The 17,909-nt window shown below is 58.9% G+C and carries 14 protein-coding genes and 1 riboswitch; of the genes, 5 read left to right on the top strand and 9 right to left on the bottom strand.

What is annotated here, in order from left to right:
- Nucleotides 1-62 precede the first annotated feature (62 nt).
- A complete protein-coding gene (gene nadE, locus ACOZ42_RS02015; RefSeq protein ID WP_426345487.1) occupies nucleotides 63-890 on the bottom strand; it encodes an ammonia-dependent NAD(+) synthetase in 828 nt (275 codons plus the stop codon).
- A gap of 495 nt (nucleotides 891-1,385) precedes the next feature.
- Nucleotides 1,386-3,245, bottom strand: a complete 1,860-nt coding sequence (gene ilvD / locus ACOZ42_RS02010) for a dihydroxy-acid dehydratase (protein WP_131071231.1) — start codon at nucleotides 3,243-3,245, stop codon at nucleotides 1,386-1,388.
- A gap of 163 nt (nucleotides 3,246-3,408) precedes the next feature.
- On the opposite strand from ilvD, the gene ppc reads away from it, so the two are divergent.
- Both ppc and ACOZ42_RS02000 read left to right on the top strand, forming a co-directional pair.
- Complete coding sequence (ppc, locus tag ACOZ42_RS02005) at nucleotides 3,409-6,243, top strand: phosphoenolpyruvate carboxylase (RefSeq protein ID WP_131071230.1); 2,835 nt, start codon at nucleotides 3,409-3,411, stop codon at nucleotides 6,241-6,243.
- A 139-nt stretch (nucleotides 6,244-6,382) separates the two neighbouring features.
- Entirely contained in the window at nucleotides 6,383-7,165 is a 783-nt protein-coding gene (locus ACOZ42_RS02000; protein ID WP_039943810.1) for a sulfite exporter TauE/SafE family protein, read from the top strand.
- Between the two features lie 62 nt (nucleotides 7,166-7,227).
- On the opposite strand, the gene ACOZ42_RS01995 is transcribed toward ACOZ42_RS02000, so the two are convergent.
- A complete protein-coding gene (locus ACOZ42_RS01995; RefSeq protein WP_219235542.1) occupies nucleotides 7,228-7,770 on the bottom strand; it encodes a class I SAM-dependent methyltransferase in 543 nt (180 codons plus the stop codon).
- A 119-nt stretch (nucleotides 7,771-7,889) separates the two neighbouring features.
- On the opposite strand from ACOZ42_RS01995, the gene ACOZ42_RS01990 reads away from it, so the two are divergent.
- Complete coding sequence (locus ACOZ42_RS01990) at nucleotides 7,890-8,111, top strand: hypothetical protein (RefSeq protein ID WP_003804227.1); 222 nt, start codon at nucleotides 7,890-7,892, stop codon at nucleotides 8,109-8,111.
- A 4-nt stretch (nucleotides 8,112-8,115) separates the two neighbouring features.
- Complete coding sequence (locus tag ACOZ42_RS01985; RefSeq protein ID WP_003804229.1) at nucleotides 8,116-9,330, top strand: class I SAM-dependent methyltransferase; 1,215 nt, start codon at nucleotides 8,116-8,118, stop codon at nucleotides 9,328-9,330.
- Nucleotides 9,331-9,578: 248 nt separating this feature from the next.
- Here the strand turns inward: ACOZ42_RS01985 and ACOZ42_RS01980 are convergent, their stop codons facing one another.
- A complete protein-coding gene (locus ACOZ42_RS01980; RefSeq protein WP_235587698.1) occupies nucleotides 9,579-10,721 on the bottom strand; it encodes a tRNA CCA-pyrophosphorylase in 1,143 nt (380 codons plus the stop codon).
- A 14-nt stretch (nucleotides 10,722-10,735) separates the two neighbouring features.
- Nucleotides 10,736-12,865: a lytic transglycosylase domain-containing protein gene (locus ACOZ42_RS01975; protein WP_003804237.1), complete on the bottom strand. Its 2,130-nt coding sequence runs from the start codon at nucleotides 12,863-12,865 to the stop codon at nucleotides 10,736-10,738.
- Between ACOZ42_RS01975 and ACOZ42_RS01970 the strand changes: the two genes are divergently transcribed.
- Nucleotides 12,864-13,493: a 5-formyltetrahydrofolate cyclo-ligase gene (locus ACOZ42_RS01970; RefSeq protein WP_003804239.1), complete on the top strand. Its 630-nt coding sequence runs from the start codon at nucleotides 12,864-12,866 to the stop codon at nucleotides 13,491-13,493. The genes ACOZ42_RS01975 and ACOZ42_RS01970 overlap by 2 nt on opposite strands.
- Nucleotides 13,494-13,633: 140 nt before the next feature.
- Here ACOZ42_RS01970 and metF read toward each other — a convergent pair whose 3' ends face one another.
- From metF to metK, 4 genes are all read right to left on the bottom strand, one after another.
- Nucleotides 13,634-14,473 (bottom strand): methylenetetrahydrofolate reductase [NAD(P)H], encoded by an 840-nt coding sequence (gene metF, locus ACOZ42_RS01965; RefSeq protein WP_003804242.1) that lies wholly within the window; start codon nucleotides 14,471-14,473, stop codon nucleotides 13,634-13,636.
- Entirely contained in the window at nucleotides 14,470-14,808 is a 339-nt protein-coding gene (locus ACOZ42_RS01960) for a phage holin family protein (RefSeq protein WP_003804245.1), read from the bottom strand. The genes metF and ACOZ42_RS01960 overlap by 4 nt, the downstream gene beginning before the upstream one ends.
- Before the next feature lie 42 nt (nucleotides 14,809-14,850).
- Nucleotides 14,851-16,248 carry an adenosylhomocysteinase gene (gene ahcY, locus ACOZ42_RS01955; RefSeq protein WP_003804247.1) on the bottom strand — a complete coding sequence of 466 codons (1,398 nt, stop codon included), beginning with the start codon at nucleotides 16,246-16,248 and terminating at the stop codon, nucleotides 14,851-14,853.
- A 73-nt stretch (nucleotides 16,249-16,321) separates the two neighbouring features.
- A riboswitch (S-adenosyl-L-homocysteine riboswitch) is annotated at nucleotides 16,322-16,413 on the bottom strand.
- Nucleotides 16,414-16,614: 201 nt separating this feature from the next.
- On the bottom strand, nucleotides 16,615-17,778 hold the full coding sequence (gene metK, locus ACOZ42_RS01950; protein WP_003804249.1) for a methionine adenosyltransferase: 1,164 nt from the start codon (nucleotides 17,776-17,778) through the stop codon (nucleotides 16,615-16,617).
- Nucleotides 17,779-17,909 lie beyond the last annotated feature (131 nt).

The raw sequence follows: 17,909 nt of genomic DNA, 5'->3' as shown, positions 1-17,909 counted from the left end.
AGTGGGCCTCTCTCAGCACGAGAGTCGGTAAGCGCAGGCCGATCATCCCTTATCCTCCCCGATCAGGGCGCCACCGGCAAGGCGCGTTTATGCGCCGATGCACGGAATGTCTTGATGATGATCTGTGTCGCCTCGTCATCAATGACTTTAGCTTCCAAGAAGTCATCGATCTGCTCATAGCTGACTCCAAAGGCGTCCTCGTCCGGCTTCAAGGGAGTCAGGCTTTCCAGGTCGGCGGTCGGGACTTTAAAGACCAAATCATCAGGGGCCCCCATCGCGGAGGCCAGAGCACGTACACGTCGTTTGTTCAAGCCCGCCAGGGGGGTAATGTCTGCGGCGCCATCACCGAATTTCGTAAAAAACCCCATCAAGGCCTCTGCGGCGTGATCGGTACCGACCACCAGCCCCCCCCTGGCCCCGGCAATGGCATACTGAGCCACCATGCGCTGGCGAGCTTTGATATTGCCCATCAAAAAGTCCTGTTGCGCCGCATCACGAAATGTCAGGCCGGAGGCCAGCAACTGTTCCAGCATGGCATCCGAGGCAGGCTTCACGTTCACAACCAGCGTCTGATCGGGATTGATGACCTTCAGGCCTCCTTGCGCGTCTTTCTCATCGGCCTGTTCACCGTAGGGTAGACGGACAGCAATAAACTGCGCCTGATGGCCTTGCTCCCGCGCCTGCTCGACAGCGCGCTGAGACAGGCATCCTGCCGCCAGGGAGTCCACGCCCCCACTAATCCCCAGGACCAGGCTACGGCAACCGGTGCGCAGTAGATAGTCACTTAGAAAGCGGACGCGACGTTCAATTTCCTGCTGAACGTCGAAATGATCCATCATTCCCAATTCCGCACGAATACTGGCTTGCAAAGCGCGTTGATCATCAGTCATGGCGCAGGCTCTCTACACAAAGTGAACAATAATTCGATTGTAAAGGACTGGAGAAACTGTGCCAGATGGGAGAGGCATCCCCCGTTATTTAATGCGTAAGCAAGCTGTGCTGGGCCAGAAAGTCCAACACAACAGAAAACCAGGGACTGTTGCTCCTCTAAAGCCGCCCAAGCCCGCAGCCCCTGGCTCCAGACGAGTCAGACAGCTTGTCGCAGGGGGAGTCTGTCTTCGGGATTCACGCACTCTGCTGTTTAAGCGCGACGCTTATAGTACGTCCGGCAGATGAGCTATCGCGCGCGTTCAGCGTGCGCCCGAAGGCAAACTCAGACAAAGGTAGCGGTGCGCAGCATCGGCAAGCCATCCGCCTGGAGCCAGGGGCTGCGGGCTTGGGCTACGTTTATACGAAGATCAACACCACCCCCACCCTCAAAACCATAAAAAAAAACCCCATCTGCCAGAACAGATGGGGTTTCATCAGCTAAACCTTAATTGGGCTTAGCGATCCAGTTGCGACACGTCGCGCACAGCGCCACGGTCTGCCGAAGTAGCCAGCGCGGCATACGCTTTCAGGGCCTGCGACACAACACGTTCGCGGTTCACGGGTTTCCAGGCCTTGGCACCACGCGATTCCATTTCGGCGCGGCGTGCCGCCAATTCCTCATCGCTGATCGCCAGGTGAATACGACGGTTGGGGATATCGATTTCGATGGTATCGCCATCTTGTACCAGGGCGATATTGCCGCCCTCGGCCGCTTCCGGGGAAGCATGACCAATCACCAAGCCGGACGATCCGCCCGAGAAGCGGCCATCGGTAAACAGCGCCGAACTTTTGCCCAGCCCCATCGATTTCAGGTAGGAGGTGGGGTACAGCATTTCCTGCATGCCGGGGCCACCTTTGGGACCTTCGTAGCGAATGATGACCACGTCACCCGCCTTGACCACACCGTCCAGAATGGCGGCAACGGAATCGTCCTGGCTTTCGTAAACACGAGCTGTGCCAGTGAAGGTCAGGATGCTTTCATCCACACCTGCCGTTTTAACAATGCACCCGTTGATGGCCAGATTGCCGTACAGCACGGCCAGCCCGCCGTCTTGCGAGTAAGCATGGGCCTTGTCACGAATACAGCCATTGGCACGATCGGTGTCCAGTTCCTGATAGTAGCGGTCCTGGCTGAAGGCCACTTGGGTGGGAATGCCGCCAGGGGAAGCACGGAAGAAGTCACTGATGGCTTTGACGTTGTCGCCCTTGACGTCCCAACGCTTGATGGCTTCACGCAAGGTGCCGCTGTGTACGTTGCCCACGTCCAGATTGAGCAGGTCAGCCCGAGCCAGCTCGGCCAGAATCGCCATAATGCCACCTGCGCGGTGTACGTCTTCCATATGGTATTCGGGGGTGGCAGGCGCAACTTTACACAGGCAAGGTACACGGCGCGAGATGCGGTCGATATCGGCCATGGTGAATTCCACCCCGGCTTCCTGGGCTGCGGCCAGCAAGTGCAAAACGGTGTTGGTGGAACCGCCCATGGCCACGTCCAGCGTCATGGCGTTCTCAAAAGCCTGATAGGTGGCGATGTTGCGGGGCAGAACGGATTCGTCGTCTTGCTCGTAGTAACGCTTGGCCAGATCCACGATCAGGCTGCCTGCGCGCTCAAACAGGCCTTGGCGACGCGCGTGCGTCGCCACAATGGTGCCATTACCCGGCAGGGACAGGCCCAGCGCCTCGGTCAGGCAGTTCATGGAATTGGCCGTGAACATGCCCGAACAGGAACCACAGGTGGGGCAGGCGCTACGCTCCACGGCTTCGGCCTGTTCATCGCTCACGTTGGGATCGGCTGCCTGAATCATGGCATCGACCAGATCCAGCTTCTGCACCACGGTTTTGCCATCTGGCGAGTAGACCTTGCCCGCTTCCATCGGTCCGCCCGACACAAATACCACGGGAATGTTCAGACGCATGGCGGCCATCAACATGCCGGGGGTGATTTTGTCGCAGTTGGAGATACACACCATGGCATCGGCGCAGTGCGCGTTGACCATGTACTCCACCGAATCGGCAATCAGTTCGCGCGAAGGCAGGGAATAGAGCATGCCGCCGTGGCCCATCGCAATACCGTCGTCCACCGCAATGGTGTTGAACTCTTTTGCCACGCCACCAACCGCTTCAATTTGACGGGCCACCAACTGACCCATGTCTTTCAGGTGTACGTGACCCGGTACGAATTGCGTAAAGGAGTTCACCACCGCAATGATCGGTTTGGAGAAATCCTCGTCTTTCATACCGGTGGCGCGCCACAGGGCACGCGCGCCGGCCATATTCCGACCGTGTGTCGAGGTACGGGAGCGATATTGGGGCATGACTACTCTCTGAACAGGAAAATTATGTAAAGATACCTATCATAAACGTCCCAAGGCGCTTTGTGCGCGTCAAGGTCGGGCAGGCGTCTTACCATAGGGCAGCTACCGATCTGGCACCCAGAATCCTTTGCAGCAAAACCCCTTACTTAACAGGAGATTTATTATGCCGCAGGCCGTGCCTGACCTTTCCAACCTGCTCAGACAGGACATCCGCTTTCTTGGCAAGACCCTGGGAGAGGTGATTCGTGACAGCGAAGGAAAGGCGACCTTCACGCTGATTGAAGCCTTGCGCAGGGCTGCCGTCAGTTTCAGACGTGAACACGATCCGCAGCAAGCACGGATTCTGGAAAAAGACATTCCCAAGCTGAACGATGCCCAGGCCCGCTCGGTGGCCCGTGCCTTTGCCTACTTTCTGCACTTGTCCAACATTGCCGAGGACCGCGACCAGAATCGTCGCCGCGAAGAGCAGGACCCGGAAAAATTGCTGGGCAGCCTGCAGCACGCCATCCAGACCCTGATGGATCAGGGCCTGAGCGCCAAGAAAATTCGCCGTTATCTGCAAGAGGCATGTGTGATGCCGGTGCTGACGGCTCACCCAACCGAAGTTCAGCGCCAAAGTACCCTGGCCGTGCATATGGCGATTGCCGATGAGCTAAACGGCCTGGACCACAAGGCCAGCGCCGCGCAATCGGCCCGCACCCAGGAGAAGCTGACCGGTCTGGTGTCGCTGCTGTGGCAAACCCGCATGCTGCGCGATCACAAGCTGACCGTCCTGGACGAGATCGACAATGCGCTGGCCTATTACGGCTCCACCTTTTTGCCTACGATCCCCCAGCTCTACCACGATCTGGACCGCCTGCTGGAACCGGGCAAGAAAAGTCTGCTGGATCAGAAAACCCGCGCCCTGCCCGCTTTTTTGCGCATGGGCAGCTGGATTGGTGGCGACCGTGACGGTAATCCCAATGTAGGCCCGGAGACAGTTGAACAGGCGGTACTGCGTCAGTCCACCCGCGCCCTTCAGCATTATCTGGAACAGATTCGTCTGCTCGGTACGGAAATCTCGGTGTCCGACGCGTTAAATCGGGTCAGCAAAGACCTGGCGGCCTTGTCGGCCAGCAGCCAGGACCGCTCGCCACACCGGGTGGACGAGCCCTATCGTCGCAGCTTCATCCATCTGTACGCCCGTATGGCTGCCACGGCGCAAACCTTGCTAGGTCGCGATCTGGCCGATCGCCCCACTTACGCCGCCCCGCCCTACGCCAGTCCCCAGGAGTTCAAGGCCGACTTGCAGATCATCGCGGACTCGCTGGCAGAAAACAAAGGCGGCGCCATTGCCGGCCTGCGTTTGAACGAATTGATTCAAGCCGTGGAAGTGTTTGGCTTTCATCTGGCCACCCTGGATTTGCGCCAAAGCTCCGATGTCCACGAACGCGTGCTGGACGAGCTGTTTCGCGTGGCCGGCACACTGTACAAGGACGAACCGGTCAACTACCGCCAGTTGTCCGAAGAGGACCGTGTCCACTTGCTGCGCTCCGAGCTGCGCCATCACCGCCCCCTGGTCTCGCCCTGGTATCGCTACTCGGAAGAAACCGAAAAAGAACTGTCCATCCTACGCAAAGCGGCCGAATGTCGTCGCCGCTTTGGCGCACGGGCTCTGGAGCAGACGATTGTGTCGCACACTGAAACGCTGAGCGACTTGCTGGAAGTGCTGGTATTGCAGCAGGAGACCGGGCTGATCGTGCCCAACTCCGATGAGCCTGAACACCAGGGCTTGATGGTCGTTCCCCTGTTCGAGACCATCCCCGACTTGGAACGGGGCCCGCAAATCATGCAGGAATGGCTGGACATGCCAGAAATACGCCAGCGTGTACGCCATGCCCAGGATAGTGTGCAGGAAGTGATGCTGGGCTACTCGGACAGCAACAAGGACGGCGGTTATCTGACCTCCAACTGGACCTTGTACCGTGCCGAACGTGAATTCGCCCAGGTGTTCTCGCGCCGCAAAATCCGTCTGCGGCTGTTCCATGGCCGTGGCGGCTCGGTAGGCCGTGGCGGTGGTTCCAGCTTCGACGCCATTCTGGCCCAACCTCCGGGCACCGTGAACGGCCAGATCCGTCTGACCGAGCAAGGCGAGATGATTCAGGGACGGTACAAAGATGCAGACGTGGGGCGCTGGCATCTGGAGCTCTTTGTCGCTGCGACGCTGGAAGCCAGTCTGGGCGCACGCAAAGGGGCACCGAATGATGACGAACATCTGGCCGCCTACGGCGAAATCATGGCCTGGATGTCCGAGCAGGCACATCAAAGCTATCGCGAGCTCGTCTACGGCACGCCCAATTTTGATCAGTACTTCTTCCAGTCCACGCCCATCAAGGAAATTGCCGGCCTGAATATTGGTTCGCGTCCCTCGTCCCGCAAGGCCACGCAAAGCATTGAAGACCTGCGCGCCATTCCCTGGAGTTTTTCCTGGGCACAATGCCGCCTGCCCATTCCAGGCTGGTACGGCATGGGCACCGCCTTGCATCGCTACCTGGAATCAGGGTTGCCCGATGACGGCTTGAACCGTGCCAAGCGCCTGGCCCAGCTGCAAGCCATGGCACGAGACTGGGCATTTTTCCGTACCCTGCTCTCCAATATGGAACAGGTGCTGGCAAAAACAGACCTGGACATCGGCCTGAAATACGCCGGGCTGGTCGAAGACCCGGAGCTGCGCGAGACCATCTTCACGCAAATCCGCGACGAGTTCGAGCTCACACACCGACTGTTCCGTGAAATTACCGGTCATGAGCTGCTGGCGCACGATCAGGCACTGCGAGATGCCCTGACCGAACGCTTTGCCTATATTGACCCGCTGAATCACTTGCAGGTGGAACTGCTGCGCCGCCATCGCCGCCAAGGGCAAAAAGCCAGTCAGCCAACGCGCAGTGGTGTCAATAAGCAACACGTCATCCACCTGACAATTAACGGCATTGCCGCAGGGCTGCGTAACTCGGGCTAAAGCAGAAACCAGGAAATCGGCTTTGTTAATTACTTTTATAAATAAGCTAATTTCCAAAAGAAGTTAAAAGCGTACAATAAGCCATTACGTCGCTTTTTGTATAAGGCGTGATCCTTACGGGGATCACGCCCTCTGGCTTATGGTACTTGCAATCATTCTGGGAATGCTCACTGGTCTGTCGCTGGGCCTGACAGGCGCAGGCGGGGGAATTCTGGCCGTGCCCGCCCTGGTGCTGGGCATGGGCTACAGCATGACGGCGGCCACTCCCGTCGCCTTGCTGGCCGTGGGCGCGGCCGCTTTGCTGGGTGCGCTGGACGGCCTGTACAAACATATCGTGCGCTATCGTGCAGCCGTCTTCATGGCCGTGACGGGCGCGCTGGTGACGTCACTGGGCGTGCGCATCAGCCACGCTTTACCGGAAAAGGTACTGGTAACCCTGTTTGTGCTCATCATGCTGTGGATTGCCACCAAGATGCTGCGGCGGCCCACCGTAACGGAACATGCCCACACACCCTGCTGCGTGAACCCCACAACAGGGCGCCTGCATTGGACACCCCTTGGCACGTTCACCTTGGCTGCCATTGGCGCAGTGGCCGGTTTGTTCTCGGGCATGCTGGGGGTAGGCGGCGGTTTCCTGATCGTCCCCGCCTTGAAACGCTTTAGCGATCTGTCCATGCACAGCATTGTCGCTACCTCGCTGATGCTGATCGCCCTGATCTCCTTGAGCGCCTCCGGCATGAGCCTGGCTCAGGGGGCCGTCATTCCTCTTAGCGGATGGGTGTTTGTAGCCGCCGCCATGGGTGGGATGATGATAGGTCGACAACTGGCTCCCCGTATTCCTCCTGTGCGTCTACAGCAAGGCTTTAGCATTCTGACTGCCCTGGTCGCCCTATCCATGCTGGCCCGCACCTATCTGTTTTAGGACAGGGGACGAAACGCAAGGTCCTGCCGACTCGGCAATTCACACCTGATGCCACCCCTCTTTTACGGATTGAGCCGGTAGTCACTGAACGAGCCCCCGTCCCGCGGCCGCACAGCCACAATACGTTGAACAATATGGTCCGGCTCAGCCTGAAAACCATGCTCATAAGCCACGACATCCAGGTCGACACACCAACGCAGCAACTCCCCAGGCTGCAGCAGGAAGTCCGGATTACGTGGCCCGTTGTAGCGCTCGTTCCCCACCGCAAAGGTTTCGTAGACCAGAACCCCGCCCGGCTCCAGGCTCTCCAGCAATGTCGGCACCAAGGGACGCCACAGATACCGGGTCACCACCAGCGCGTTGAACTTGCGCCCCGCAAACGGCCAGGGAGCATTTTCAATATCAGCCTGGACAATTTCACCGTAGGGCGAGGTAGCCGCTACCGCCTCCGGGTCCCGATCCACACCAATGACGGTATTGCCGCGCTGGGCCAGCCAGCGCGCATTGCGCCCCCGGCCACAGGCCACATCCAGGACGGTGCCCGGATTGGGAATCAAGTGGGCCCAAGCCTGTAACCAGGCGCTGGCCTGTCCCCTGTCGTTCATCCTTACCTCTTTGCTCAGCAGACAAAACGCTCATGGTAACGCAGCGGGGGACAAGCTCAAGCTCCCCGCTGGCCTGGGCTACAATTGGCCCGGATTCCACGCTATTTTTTTGAGGGTGTATGAAAGTCCTGCTGCAAAAACCCATATTGCTGATGGCCGTTCTGTGCCTGCCACTATGGTTTATCTACGGCAACTTCATCCTGGCTGCAGCCACGTCCATCCTGATTGGGATGCTGGTGGGCATGATCCGCACCCTGCACCAAGTGACCCAGGCCAAAAAAGCCAGCGCAAGAAGCGCCAACCCGGCTTCTTCCGAGACCCCTAACGACAAGCCCCACTGACGCCATGAATGTACTGTCCGCCCCCGCCCTGCCACACGGCCTGCCCCCACTGTCGGACGAGCTGAAAAAGCACCTTGCGCAGGTCAACCACTACCTGCTGGAGCGCATTGAAGATGAAGGCGGCTTTTTGCCCTTCGATCAATGGATGCACCATGCGCTGTACGCACCGCATCTGGGGTATTACACCGGCGGCAGCACCAAATTCGGCAGCAATCAGCCAACAGGAGACTTCACCACTGCGCCGGAGCTCTCGCCCCTGTTTGCACAAACCCTGAGCCATCAGGTCAAAGAAGTCCTGGCAGGCAGCCAGTCCCTGTCCATTCTGGAGTTTGGCGCGGGCAGCGGCGCCCTGGCTTACGCGCTGATTACCGAACTGCGCCAGCAAGGCATCGAACCGCAGTATTTCATTCTGGAAGTATCCCCTGATTTGCGCGCCCGCCAGCAAGAACGTCTGGCTTGCCTGCAGGCTCAAGTGCAATGGCTGGACAGCACGCCTGATAGCTTCAAGGGCTGCGTGATTGCCAATGAAGTTCTGGACGCCATGCCCGTCAGCCTGTTCACCTTTGACGTAGAGGGCAAGGTGCTGGAAGTGGGCGTCATTGCCGCAGACGACAGCACCGCCCAGGGCCTGCCCGCGCCCTTCTATCTGGCAACCCGCCCCGCTCCTGAGCATCTGGCGTTGCTGGTCGCCGAACGTGTTCAGGCGCAGCCTTTTTACCTGTCCGAGATCAATCTGCAGGCTGAAGCCTGGGTGCGTAGCATGGGCACCTGGTTAAAGCACGGCGCTGCCATTCTGATCGACTACGGGTTTCCACAGCGCGAGTACTACCACCCACAACGCGATAAAGGCACCTTGATGTGCCATTTCCGTCATTTTGCCCATGCCGAACCTCTGGTGCTGGCGGGTCTGCAAGACATTACCGCCCACGTGGACTTCACAGCCATGGCTGACGCTGCTCTGGAGGCAGGGCTGGATGTGCTGGGCTATACCAGCCAGGCCCGGTTCCTGATGAACTGCGGTATTACGCACTACCTGGCCTCCCCTCCCGACGATCCCTCCCCTGCCGCCCAGCAGCAATGGGCGCAGACCATGAGTGCTGCCAACAAGCTGCTGTCTGAGGCGGAAATGGGCGAGTTGTTCAAAGTGCTGATTATCGGGCGTGATATACCGGCCCCGGTACTAGGAACAATGAGCGGAGATCGACGCGAGCGCCTGTAAACACATTGCCTGTCGAGCCCTGAAAGCCGCTTGCCCAGGGGCGGGACCCCTGCCCATGAAATGGCAAGATATCGACCCTGCCATCTTGAGCGTCCGTTAAGCGCGCCCAACCGTCCTTTGGCTGCAGTACGACTGTGATTCTGCGGATCACCCTTCACCTTGTCGCGAAGACAAGGTGACGAGTTAAGCGATCGATGGGCTGCATCGGCCAAAGCGGGAACCTGCACACGGCCTGTAGCGAAGGAACGCTAGAGCGACTGCTCCAGGGCCGCCAGTCTGGCAGCGCGCACTGCCTCCCGGATTTTGCCAGGTTCAGCCTTGTGTTGCGCAGCAACAGCCCCTGCATCCACACTGGCCATAATCTGACGCAAGGTGTCCCAATCCTGCTCGGGAACGGCCTTCAAACAGGCAGCGGCCTGAATCAGTTGCTGGAAACGATCAGGCTTACGCAAAGCATCCAAAGACTCCATGACCTGCAAGGCGAACTCTGGCTGCGAGCGGGGCTGCAACAAGGCTGGACTACTTAAAAGAACGGGCAATAAACGGGCTTGGTCACGCCATTCAGACGGTGCACGTATCTGCTCAGCAACCTGTGCGGGCGTCTCGGAAACATGGCACAGCACGGCAAAGCATCCTGCCAGATCCAACTGCCGATCTCGGGCGATCTGAACCTGCTGACCGACCTGCTCGTTGTAGGTCAGGGCGGGCATGATCCGCTCCAACGCCCCCACCTCCTGAAGCACCTCAAACATCCGGGCAGGCTGACTGGCAGACAGGCCCTTGGCCACCTCCAGGTAAACACGCTCGGGCACGAGCTCGTCAACCTCGCCGTGCTCCACCAGCTCGCGCGCCAAGGCCCAGGTATCATCAGCCACCGTGAACTGGACAAAGCGCGCAGCAAAGCGTGCCAGGCGTAACAGGCGCACGGGATCTTCACTAAAAGCGGTGCCAACGTGCCGGAACAAGCGGGCCTGCAAATCTGCCAGCCCATTAAGAGGATCATGCAGATTGCCGGCTGCATCCACCGCCATGGCATTGATGGTCAGATCCCGACGACGCAAATCATCGGCCAGACTGACATCGGTACCCGTGTAGAAAGTAAAGCCTTTGTAGCCGCGACCTGATTTGCGCTCAGTCCGGGCCAGCGCGAACTCTTCTTTGCTGTGAGGATTCAAAAACACAGGAAAATCGCCGCCTACCGGGACAAAGCCGCGCGCAGCCATGTCTTCGGGTCGGGCGCCCACCACCACCCAGTCCTTGTCGCCGGCCGGCAAACCGAGCAAGGCGTCACGCACCGCGCCGCCGACCACATACACCTGCAAGCCCGCCAGCAGCGGATCTGGCGGCCCCATCAGGGCCGCCAGGGCTGCACGTTGTCTGTCATCAAGCATGGAGCAGGCCATCATCAAGGCAAGGACGCCGTCGTCGTTCCGCCAGGAGCAATAACACCCAGGCGATCCTTCAGCGAATGAGGCCGGCCACTGAACATCATGGCGTAGTAGTTCGCGTTGGACAGCACATTTTTCACGTACAGGCGTGTCTCGGTAAAGGGGATGGTTTCCGCAAAAATGGCCCCTTCAACCGAGCCATTCAGACGCGAACGCCATTGAATGGGACGGCCAGGTCCCGCGTTATAACCTGCCGAGGCCAATACCTGTGACCCGCCCAGTTGACCCAGAACCATGTTCAGGTAGTTGGTACCCAATACCGTGTTTACCTCGAACTCATTCACCCGTGCCGGCGAGAAATCGTGCATATCAATCTTGTTGGCCACCCATTTGGCGGTGGCGGGCATCAATTGCATCAGGCCCGACGCCCCCACACCCGAGCGGGCATCGGTAATAAAGCGCGATTCCTGACGAATCAGACCATACACCCAGGCTGGGTCCAGATTGATGGATTTGGCCTGCTCGGTCACGCGCCCCTCGAAAGGAGCAATAAAACGCTGGCTGAAGTCGATCTCGTTCTTGGTCAACAAAGACGTGTTGACCACCCGATCGTAAATATGCTGCTCGCGGGCAAACTCGGCCGCCGCACGCAACTGCCTGTCGTTCATGCCGCGCAAAGCGAAATTCCACTCGGGAACCGCTTCAGGACGCCAGCCCAGCTTGAACAGCTCCACCGCGCGCAACAGACCCGCATTGGTACGAGCATCTTGCATATCCAGAGGCGTCAAAGGCTGCGGTTGCGCCGGCAAGGACGGGGTCAGCCCCAACTCCTCGGTTGCCAGTTGCCCATAAAAGCCCAGGTCTCCCACAATGGACTGAAACAGGGCACGAGCCTTGTCTTTATGTCCCAAGGCCGCATGCGCACGTCCTGACCAGTACACCCAAACCGGCTCCGCCTTTTGCGCATCATTCATTTTATCGATGGCTGCAGCCACCTGCTTCCAGTCGATCGTGGCCTGACGCAACTCGGCGCGCACTTGCCAGGCGTTGTTGTAATCCGTCATGGGGGTACGACCGGAGCGGCGATACCATTTGGCCGCATCATCCTCCACCCGCAAGGCACTGACCAGACCAAACTGGCCCCAGACCCAATTCAGGTTTTCCTGGGGAATCTTGCCCGCCCAGGTGCGATCGATATAGGCTGCTGCCGAATCCCGCTGACCGCGGGCCAGGCGAGACAAGGCCAGCGACACCAGTTCGGGATTGACCGAACTATTGTTCACATTACGGTCGAGCCATTTTTGTGGCGAGGCCATCAAGGCGGTGTAATCCTTCATCTGCGGCGCGGTGAAAATAATTGCCGCCAGGCGTCGGGCCTGAGCAGTACGGTTGTTTTCAAGCGCGTCCCGCATCAGGTCACGGACCTGATTCTTGCTGATCACTTTGCGGGCGTACAGTTGATCCAGCGCGGACCAGCAAGCCTGGCTGGGCGCAAAAGAAGCCAGCAGATCGTCGACATCGACCGACTCTCCGGCCACGTTCCGGGCTGTCGCCACAGCGCACTTCACCGCCGAGCTGGGCGCATGCACGGGCGCCAGTTCACGCACCAGCGCATAGTTACCTGCCCGTGCTGCCGCCACGATCCAATCAGACTTCAGGCGATTTTCCAGGTATTCGTCTTGATTGCCGGCCAAAAACAAACGGACTTGCTCGTCTGGCACCGGCGTGGTCGAGTCCTGTAACAGGCGACGCAGCCGCCAGTATTGGGCATAGGAACCCAGGACGGGATCGTCTGCTGCCACGGGGGCCAGGGCGTCAAGCGCACTCCAGCGCTTGGCCTGCATGGCTTGCCGCGCGTCGATCAGCGCCTGGCGTGCCACCGGCGGAACAGGCGGGACGCGATCCCAGCGCCGTACCGCCTCTTTGGCAGGCTGCACAAGTACGGCTTGATTCGTGATTGTCGCTTCGGGGGAATGGGTCTGGGCCTGCGGCGAGGGCGAACCCGCACAGCCGACCAAACCCAGTGCGAACACCACCAGGGCGCTCAAGGACGGACGTGGAAGCGCGCCGGCCATGCCCCAAGCTGGTGTTTTCTGGTACTTTAGCTGGTTGATACCCATAGTGACGGCCTTTAGAAAATCACCCATGATTCAGAACGTAGAGCATAACGCAGCCGCGCTGCGCACGCGACTAAAAGACCTGCGAGCCGGGCAGCCCTCCATTGACACCAACCGGGGTGCCCTGCTGATCCGGGGCCGCCTGTTCACCTGGCTGGCCACCAACCGCACTCGCCTGCGTGAACAAGGCCGTGCCGAACCCACCACCATTGCAGCTTTCTGGCCAATGGCCGACGAACCGGACCTGCGCCCTTTGCTGGTTCAATGGGTGGAAGAAGAAGGCCTCAATGTCTGTCTTCCTGTCGTCAAAGAAGCGGACGCTCCCCTGAGCTTTGTTCAGTGGACACCCGAGACGAAAATGGAAAAAGGGCGCTACGGCATAGAAATCCCGAGCTCCTCCCAAACCCTGCAACCGGACATTGTCCTGGTCCCTACTTTGGGCTACACCCGCCAAGGCGACCGCCTAGGGTATGGAAAAGGGTACTACGACCGGACCCTGGCGGCGCTAAAAGCGCAAAACCATGCCTTTACCAGCATTGGTATTGCCTGGGCAGTGGGCGACCTGTCGGGCCTGCCTTATCAGCCCGCCCCCCACGACCAACGGCTGGACAGTGTGCTGACCGACAAAGGCTGGGCCGTACCTGCACCGCAGCTATAAGCACCTGGTTCGCCAACCCGGCTTTGCCGGCCCCCCCGCGCCGCGCATCGTATGACGCAACGCTCGGTGTGAGCCATTGAGCCGGGTCATGAAAAAACCCGCCAAATCCATCTGGCGGGTTTTTTTTGATGCTGGAGAACTTAACGCCAAGTCAGATTCGGCAAGATAGCCATGCTGGCATCGGCCCCGTTCAGGGTGTACATGTGTATACCCGGCGCCCCGCCATCGAGCAGATCCTGACACAAGCGCGTCACCACATCGATCCCGAAAGCGCGAATCGATGCCCGATCATCACCAAAATCGGCCAGTCGCAAACGAATCCAGCGTGGCACTTCCGCACCGCACATGGTCGAAAAACGCAGCAACTGAGACGAGTTGGTAATGGGCATGATGCCCGGCGTGATCGGAATGGTGACACCTTGAGCCTGGGCCCGCTCCACAAAACTGAAGTAGGCATCCGGGTTGAAGAAGTACTGGGTGATCGCGCCATGCGCCCCGGCCTTGACCTTGTTCACAAAGTGACCCAGGTCTTCCTCAAGGCTGGTGGCCTGAGGATGCATTTCAGGGTAGGCAGCCACTTCGATGTGAAAGTGTTCGCCATAGTGCTCTCGAATGAAGGACACCAGATCACTGGCATAGCGCAGCTCACCCGTGTCACCGCCCATGCCCGAGGGCAAGTCGCCGCGCAAGGCAACAATACGGCGTATGCCCTGATCGCGGTAGGTATCGAGCATCTCGCCCAACTGGGCCGGAGCCGTACCGATGCACGACAGGTGCGGTGCCACATCCAAGCCCAGGTTTTGCAGCAATGCCACCGCATCGACCGTACCAGCACGTGTGGAGCCACCGGCTCCAAACGTCATGCTGACATAGGCCGGATTCAAGCCCATCAGGGTCTTGGCAGTGCGCACCAGTTTTTCCTGCGCCGCGCTATCGCGCGGCGGGAAAAACTCCAGGCTCAAGGTTTGCTTCTTGCTCATTTAATTAACAATCCCGACAGCAGCCCGGAAACCAGGCTGTAGACGATCGCCCCAATCACCGCCCACCAGAATCCTTCAACCTGAAACCCTTTGAGAATGGAACCGGCAAACCAGAACACCAAGGCATTCAGTACCAGAAGGAACAAACCCAAGGTCACAATGGTAATGGGCAAGGTCAGCACAATCAGCAAAGGTTTGACCAACGTATTGAGCAAGCCCAATACCAGCGCCGCAATCAGGGCTGAGCCAAACGAGGCCACGGTAATACCGGGCAGGATGTAGGCAACAACCAGCAAAGCAACAGCATTCAGGATCCAGACAAGTAGCAAAGTCATGATAGGGCTCCAAGAACAGGCGTCCGAAGACGCCGGTGTGTTTTAGTAGCGGTAGTGCTCAGCCTTAAAGGGCCCTTGCACAGGCACGTTGATGTAATCTGCCTGCGCCTGGGACAAGGTAGTCAGGTTCACACCCAGTTTCTTCAGGTGCAAGCGAGCTACTTTCTCGTCCAGGTGCTTGGGCAGTACATATACTTTACCTGCTTCGTAGTGCTCGCCACGGGTGAACAATTCAATTTGTGCAATGGTCTGGTTCGTGAACGACGCCGACATCACAAACGAGGGGTGCCCAGTTGCGCAGCCCAGGTTCACCAAACGACCTTTGGCCAACAGGATGATGCGCTTGCCGTCGGGGAAAATAATGTGATCGACTTGGGGCTTGATCTCTTCCCACTCCAGGTCTTCCACCGAGGCCACATCAATTTCATTGTCAAAGTGACCGATATTGCACACGATGGCCTGATCTTTCATGCGTTCCATGTGCGAGCGGTCGATGACATGGTAGTTGCCTGTCGCGGTCACGAAGATGTCTGCTTTGTCGGCAGCTTCTTCCATGGTTACCACGCGGTAGCCTTCCATCGAGGCCTGCAGGGCGCAGATGGGGTCCACTTCGGTGACCCAAACCTGGGCGCGCAAGGCAGCCAACGCTTGCGCACACCCTTTGCCCACGTCGCCAAAGCCACACACCACCGCGATCTTGCCGGCAACCATCACGTCCGTGGCACGCTTGATGCCGTCCACCAGGGACTCGCGGCAGCCATACAGGTTGTCGAACTTGGACTTGGTCACCGAGTCGTTCACGTTGATGGCAGGGAAAGCCAGCTCACCTTTCTTGGCCATCTGGTACAGACGGTGCACGCCTGTGGTGGTCTCTTCAGTCACACCCTTGATTTGGGCCAGGCGGGTGGAATACCAGGTTTTGTCGTTTTGCAGACGGGCGCGGATGGAGGCGAACATGACGCGCTCTTCTTCGCTGCCGGGATTGTCCAGAACGGACAGATCTTTTTCAGCACGGGCGCCCAGATGCAGCAACAGGGTGGCGTCGCCACCATCGTCCAGAATCATGTTGGCCTGTTCGCCGGGCCAGTCAAAAATGTCGTGGGCGTACTGCCAGTACTCTTCCAAGGTTTCACCCTTGACGGCGAACACGGGCACACCGGAGGCGGCAATGGCCGCAGCAGCGTGATCTTGCGTGGAAAAGATATTGCACGAGGCCCAGCGCACTTCAGCGCCCAGAGCCGTCAGGGTTTCAATCAGCACCCCGGTTTGAATGGTCATGTGCAAACTGCCGGCAATGCGTGCGCCCTTCAGGGGCTGCGAGGCGGCAAATTCCTCGCGGGTGGCCATCAGGCCAGGCATTTCGGTCTCGGCAATGGTCAGCTCGCGGCGGCCCCATTCAGCCAAGGAAATATCGGCAATTTTGTAATCGGTAAAAGTCACAGTCGGGCTCCGTTATACGGCACGCGGACTGCACGGAGAGCAAATGAATCTCACCAGCAGCCCGCCATGCGGGTCGTGGTGAGCGTCGTTCTCCAAGGTGGATACCACCTATCCATACCCCGAGCCTGGCAAGATCAGTGTCTTGTCGCAACGCCCCTCGAGGATGGCAATTTACTGTTGGTGATTGTACCTGTTTGGCTCCTCTTGGGAAGACAGCCTCACTGGTAAAAAACATCATTTCTTTGTCTGAGTCCGAGTCTGGCCCGCCTCATCCCACGTTGCGGGCACCCGGATCGGGAACCCACAACGCGATACTACGTCTGCAAAGCGCCGCTCATGCGGCCTTTGCCTGTTCGCCCAAAAGGCTTAGATGGCCTGACGCAAAATCTGCGCCTTGTCCGTGGCCTCCCAGCTGAACTCAGGCTCGCTGCGGCCGAAGTGACCATAGGCGGCTGTCTTGGAGTAGATGGGACGCTGCAGATCCAGCATGTCAATAATGCCGCGTGGGCGCAGGTCAAAATGCTGGCGCACCAGCTTGGCGATTTCGGTATCCGGAATCACACCCGTGCCTTCGGTGTAAATGGTGATGTTGATTGGCTCGGCCACGCCAATGGCGTAGCTCAACTGCACCTGGCACTGACGCGCCAGACCGGCGGCCACAATATTCTTGGCCACGTAACGCGCCGCGTAGGCCGCGGAACGGTCCACCTTGGAGGGGTCCTTGCCGGAGAAGGCACCGCCACCGTGCGGGCAGGCACCGCCGTAGGTGTCCACAATGATCTTGCGGCCAGTCAGACCGCAATCGCCTTGAGGACCACCAATCACGAACTTGCCGGTGGGGTTCACCAGGAAGCGGGTTTTCTCGGTCAACAGATCCGATGGGAAGCATGGACGAATGATGTGCTCAATGACCGCTTCGTGAATGTCCTTCTGGGACATTTCAGGCGCGTGCTGGGTGGACAGCACCACGGTGTCCACTTCGGCAGGATGGCCGTCCACATAGCGGAAGGTAACCTGGGACTTGGCATCCGGGCGCAACCAGGGCAGACGACCATCTTTGCGCAGCTCGCTTTGGCGTTGCACCAGACGGTGGGCATACCAGATCGGAGCAGGCATCAGATCAGGGGTTTCGTCGCAGGCATAGCCAAACATCAGGCCCTGGTCGCCGGCACCCTGGTTCAGCAGCTCTTCAGGGCTACGGTCCACGCCCTGGGCGATATCGGGCGATTGCTTGTCATAGGCCACCAGAACCGCGCAGGATTTGTAATCGATGCCGTAGTCGCCATTGTCATAGCCAATGCGCTTGATGGTGTCACGGGCTACCTGGATGTAGTCCACGTTGGCGTGGGTCGTGATCTCGCCGGCCAGCACCACCAGGCCGGTATTGCACAGGGTTTCAGCGGCAACACGCGCTTGCGGGTCCTGCTCGAAAATCGCGTCCAGGATGGCGTCGGAAATCTGGTCGGCAACCTTGTCGGGGTGCCCTTCAGAGACGGATTCGGACGTAAAGAGAAAGTCGTTGTGGTTCACAGCGTAGCTTCCTTGGATAAGGGCTGATAATCAGCACGAGGTTGAACAAACTGCGTTGCACCTCGAAGCCAGCGATGTGGATACGATAGACGGGGCGCGACGCTTTAGCGGTTTATAGTGGGCAGATTGCT

The organism is Alcaligenes sp. HNGD-HTN06 (genome assembly GCF_049932565.1).
Taxonomy (GTDB): domain Bacteria; phylum Pseudomonadota; class Gammaproteobacteria; order Burkholderiales; family Burkholderiaceae_B; genus Alcaligenes; species Alcaligenes ammonioxydans.
This window is presented reverse-complemented; position numbering and strand designations above follow the sequence as displayed.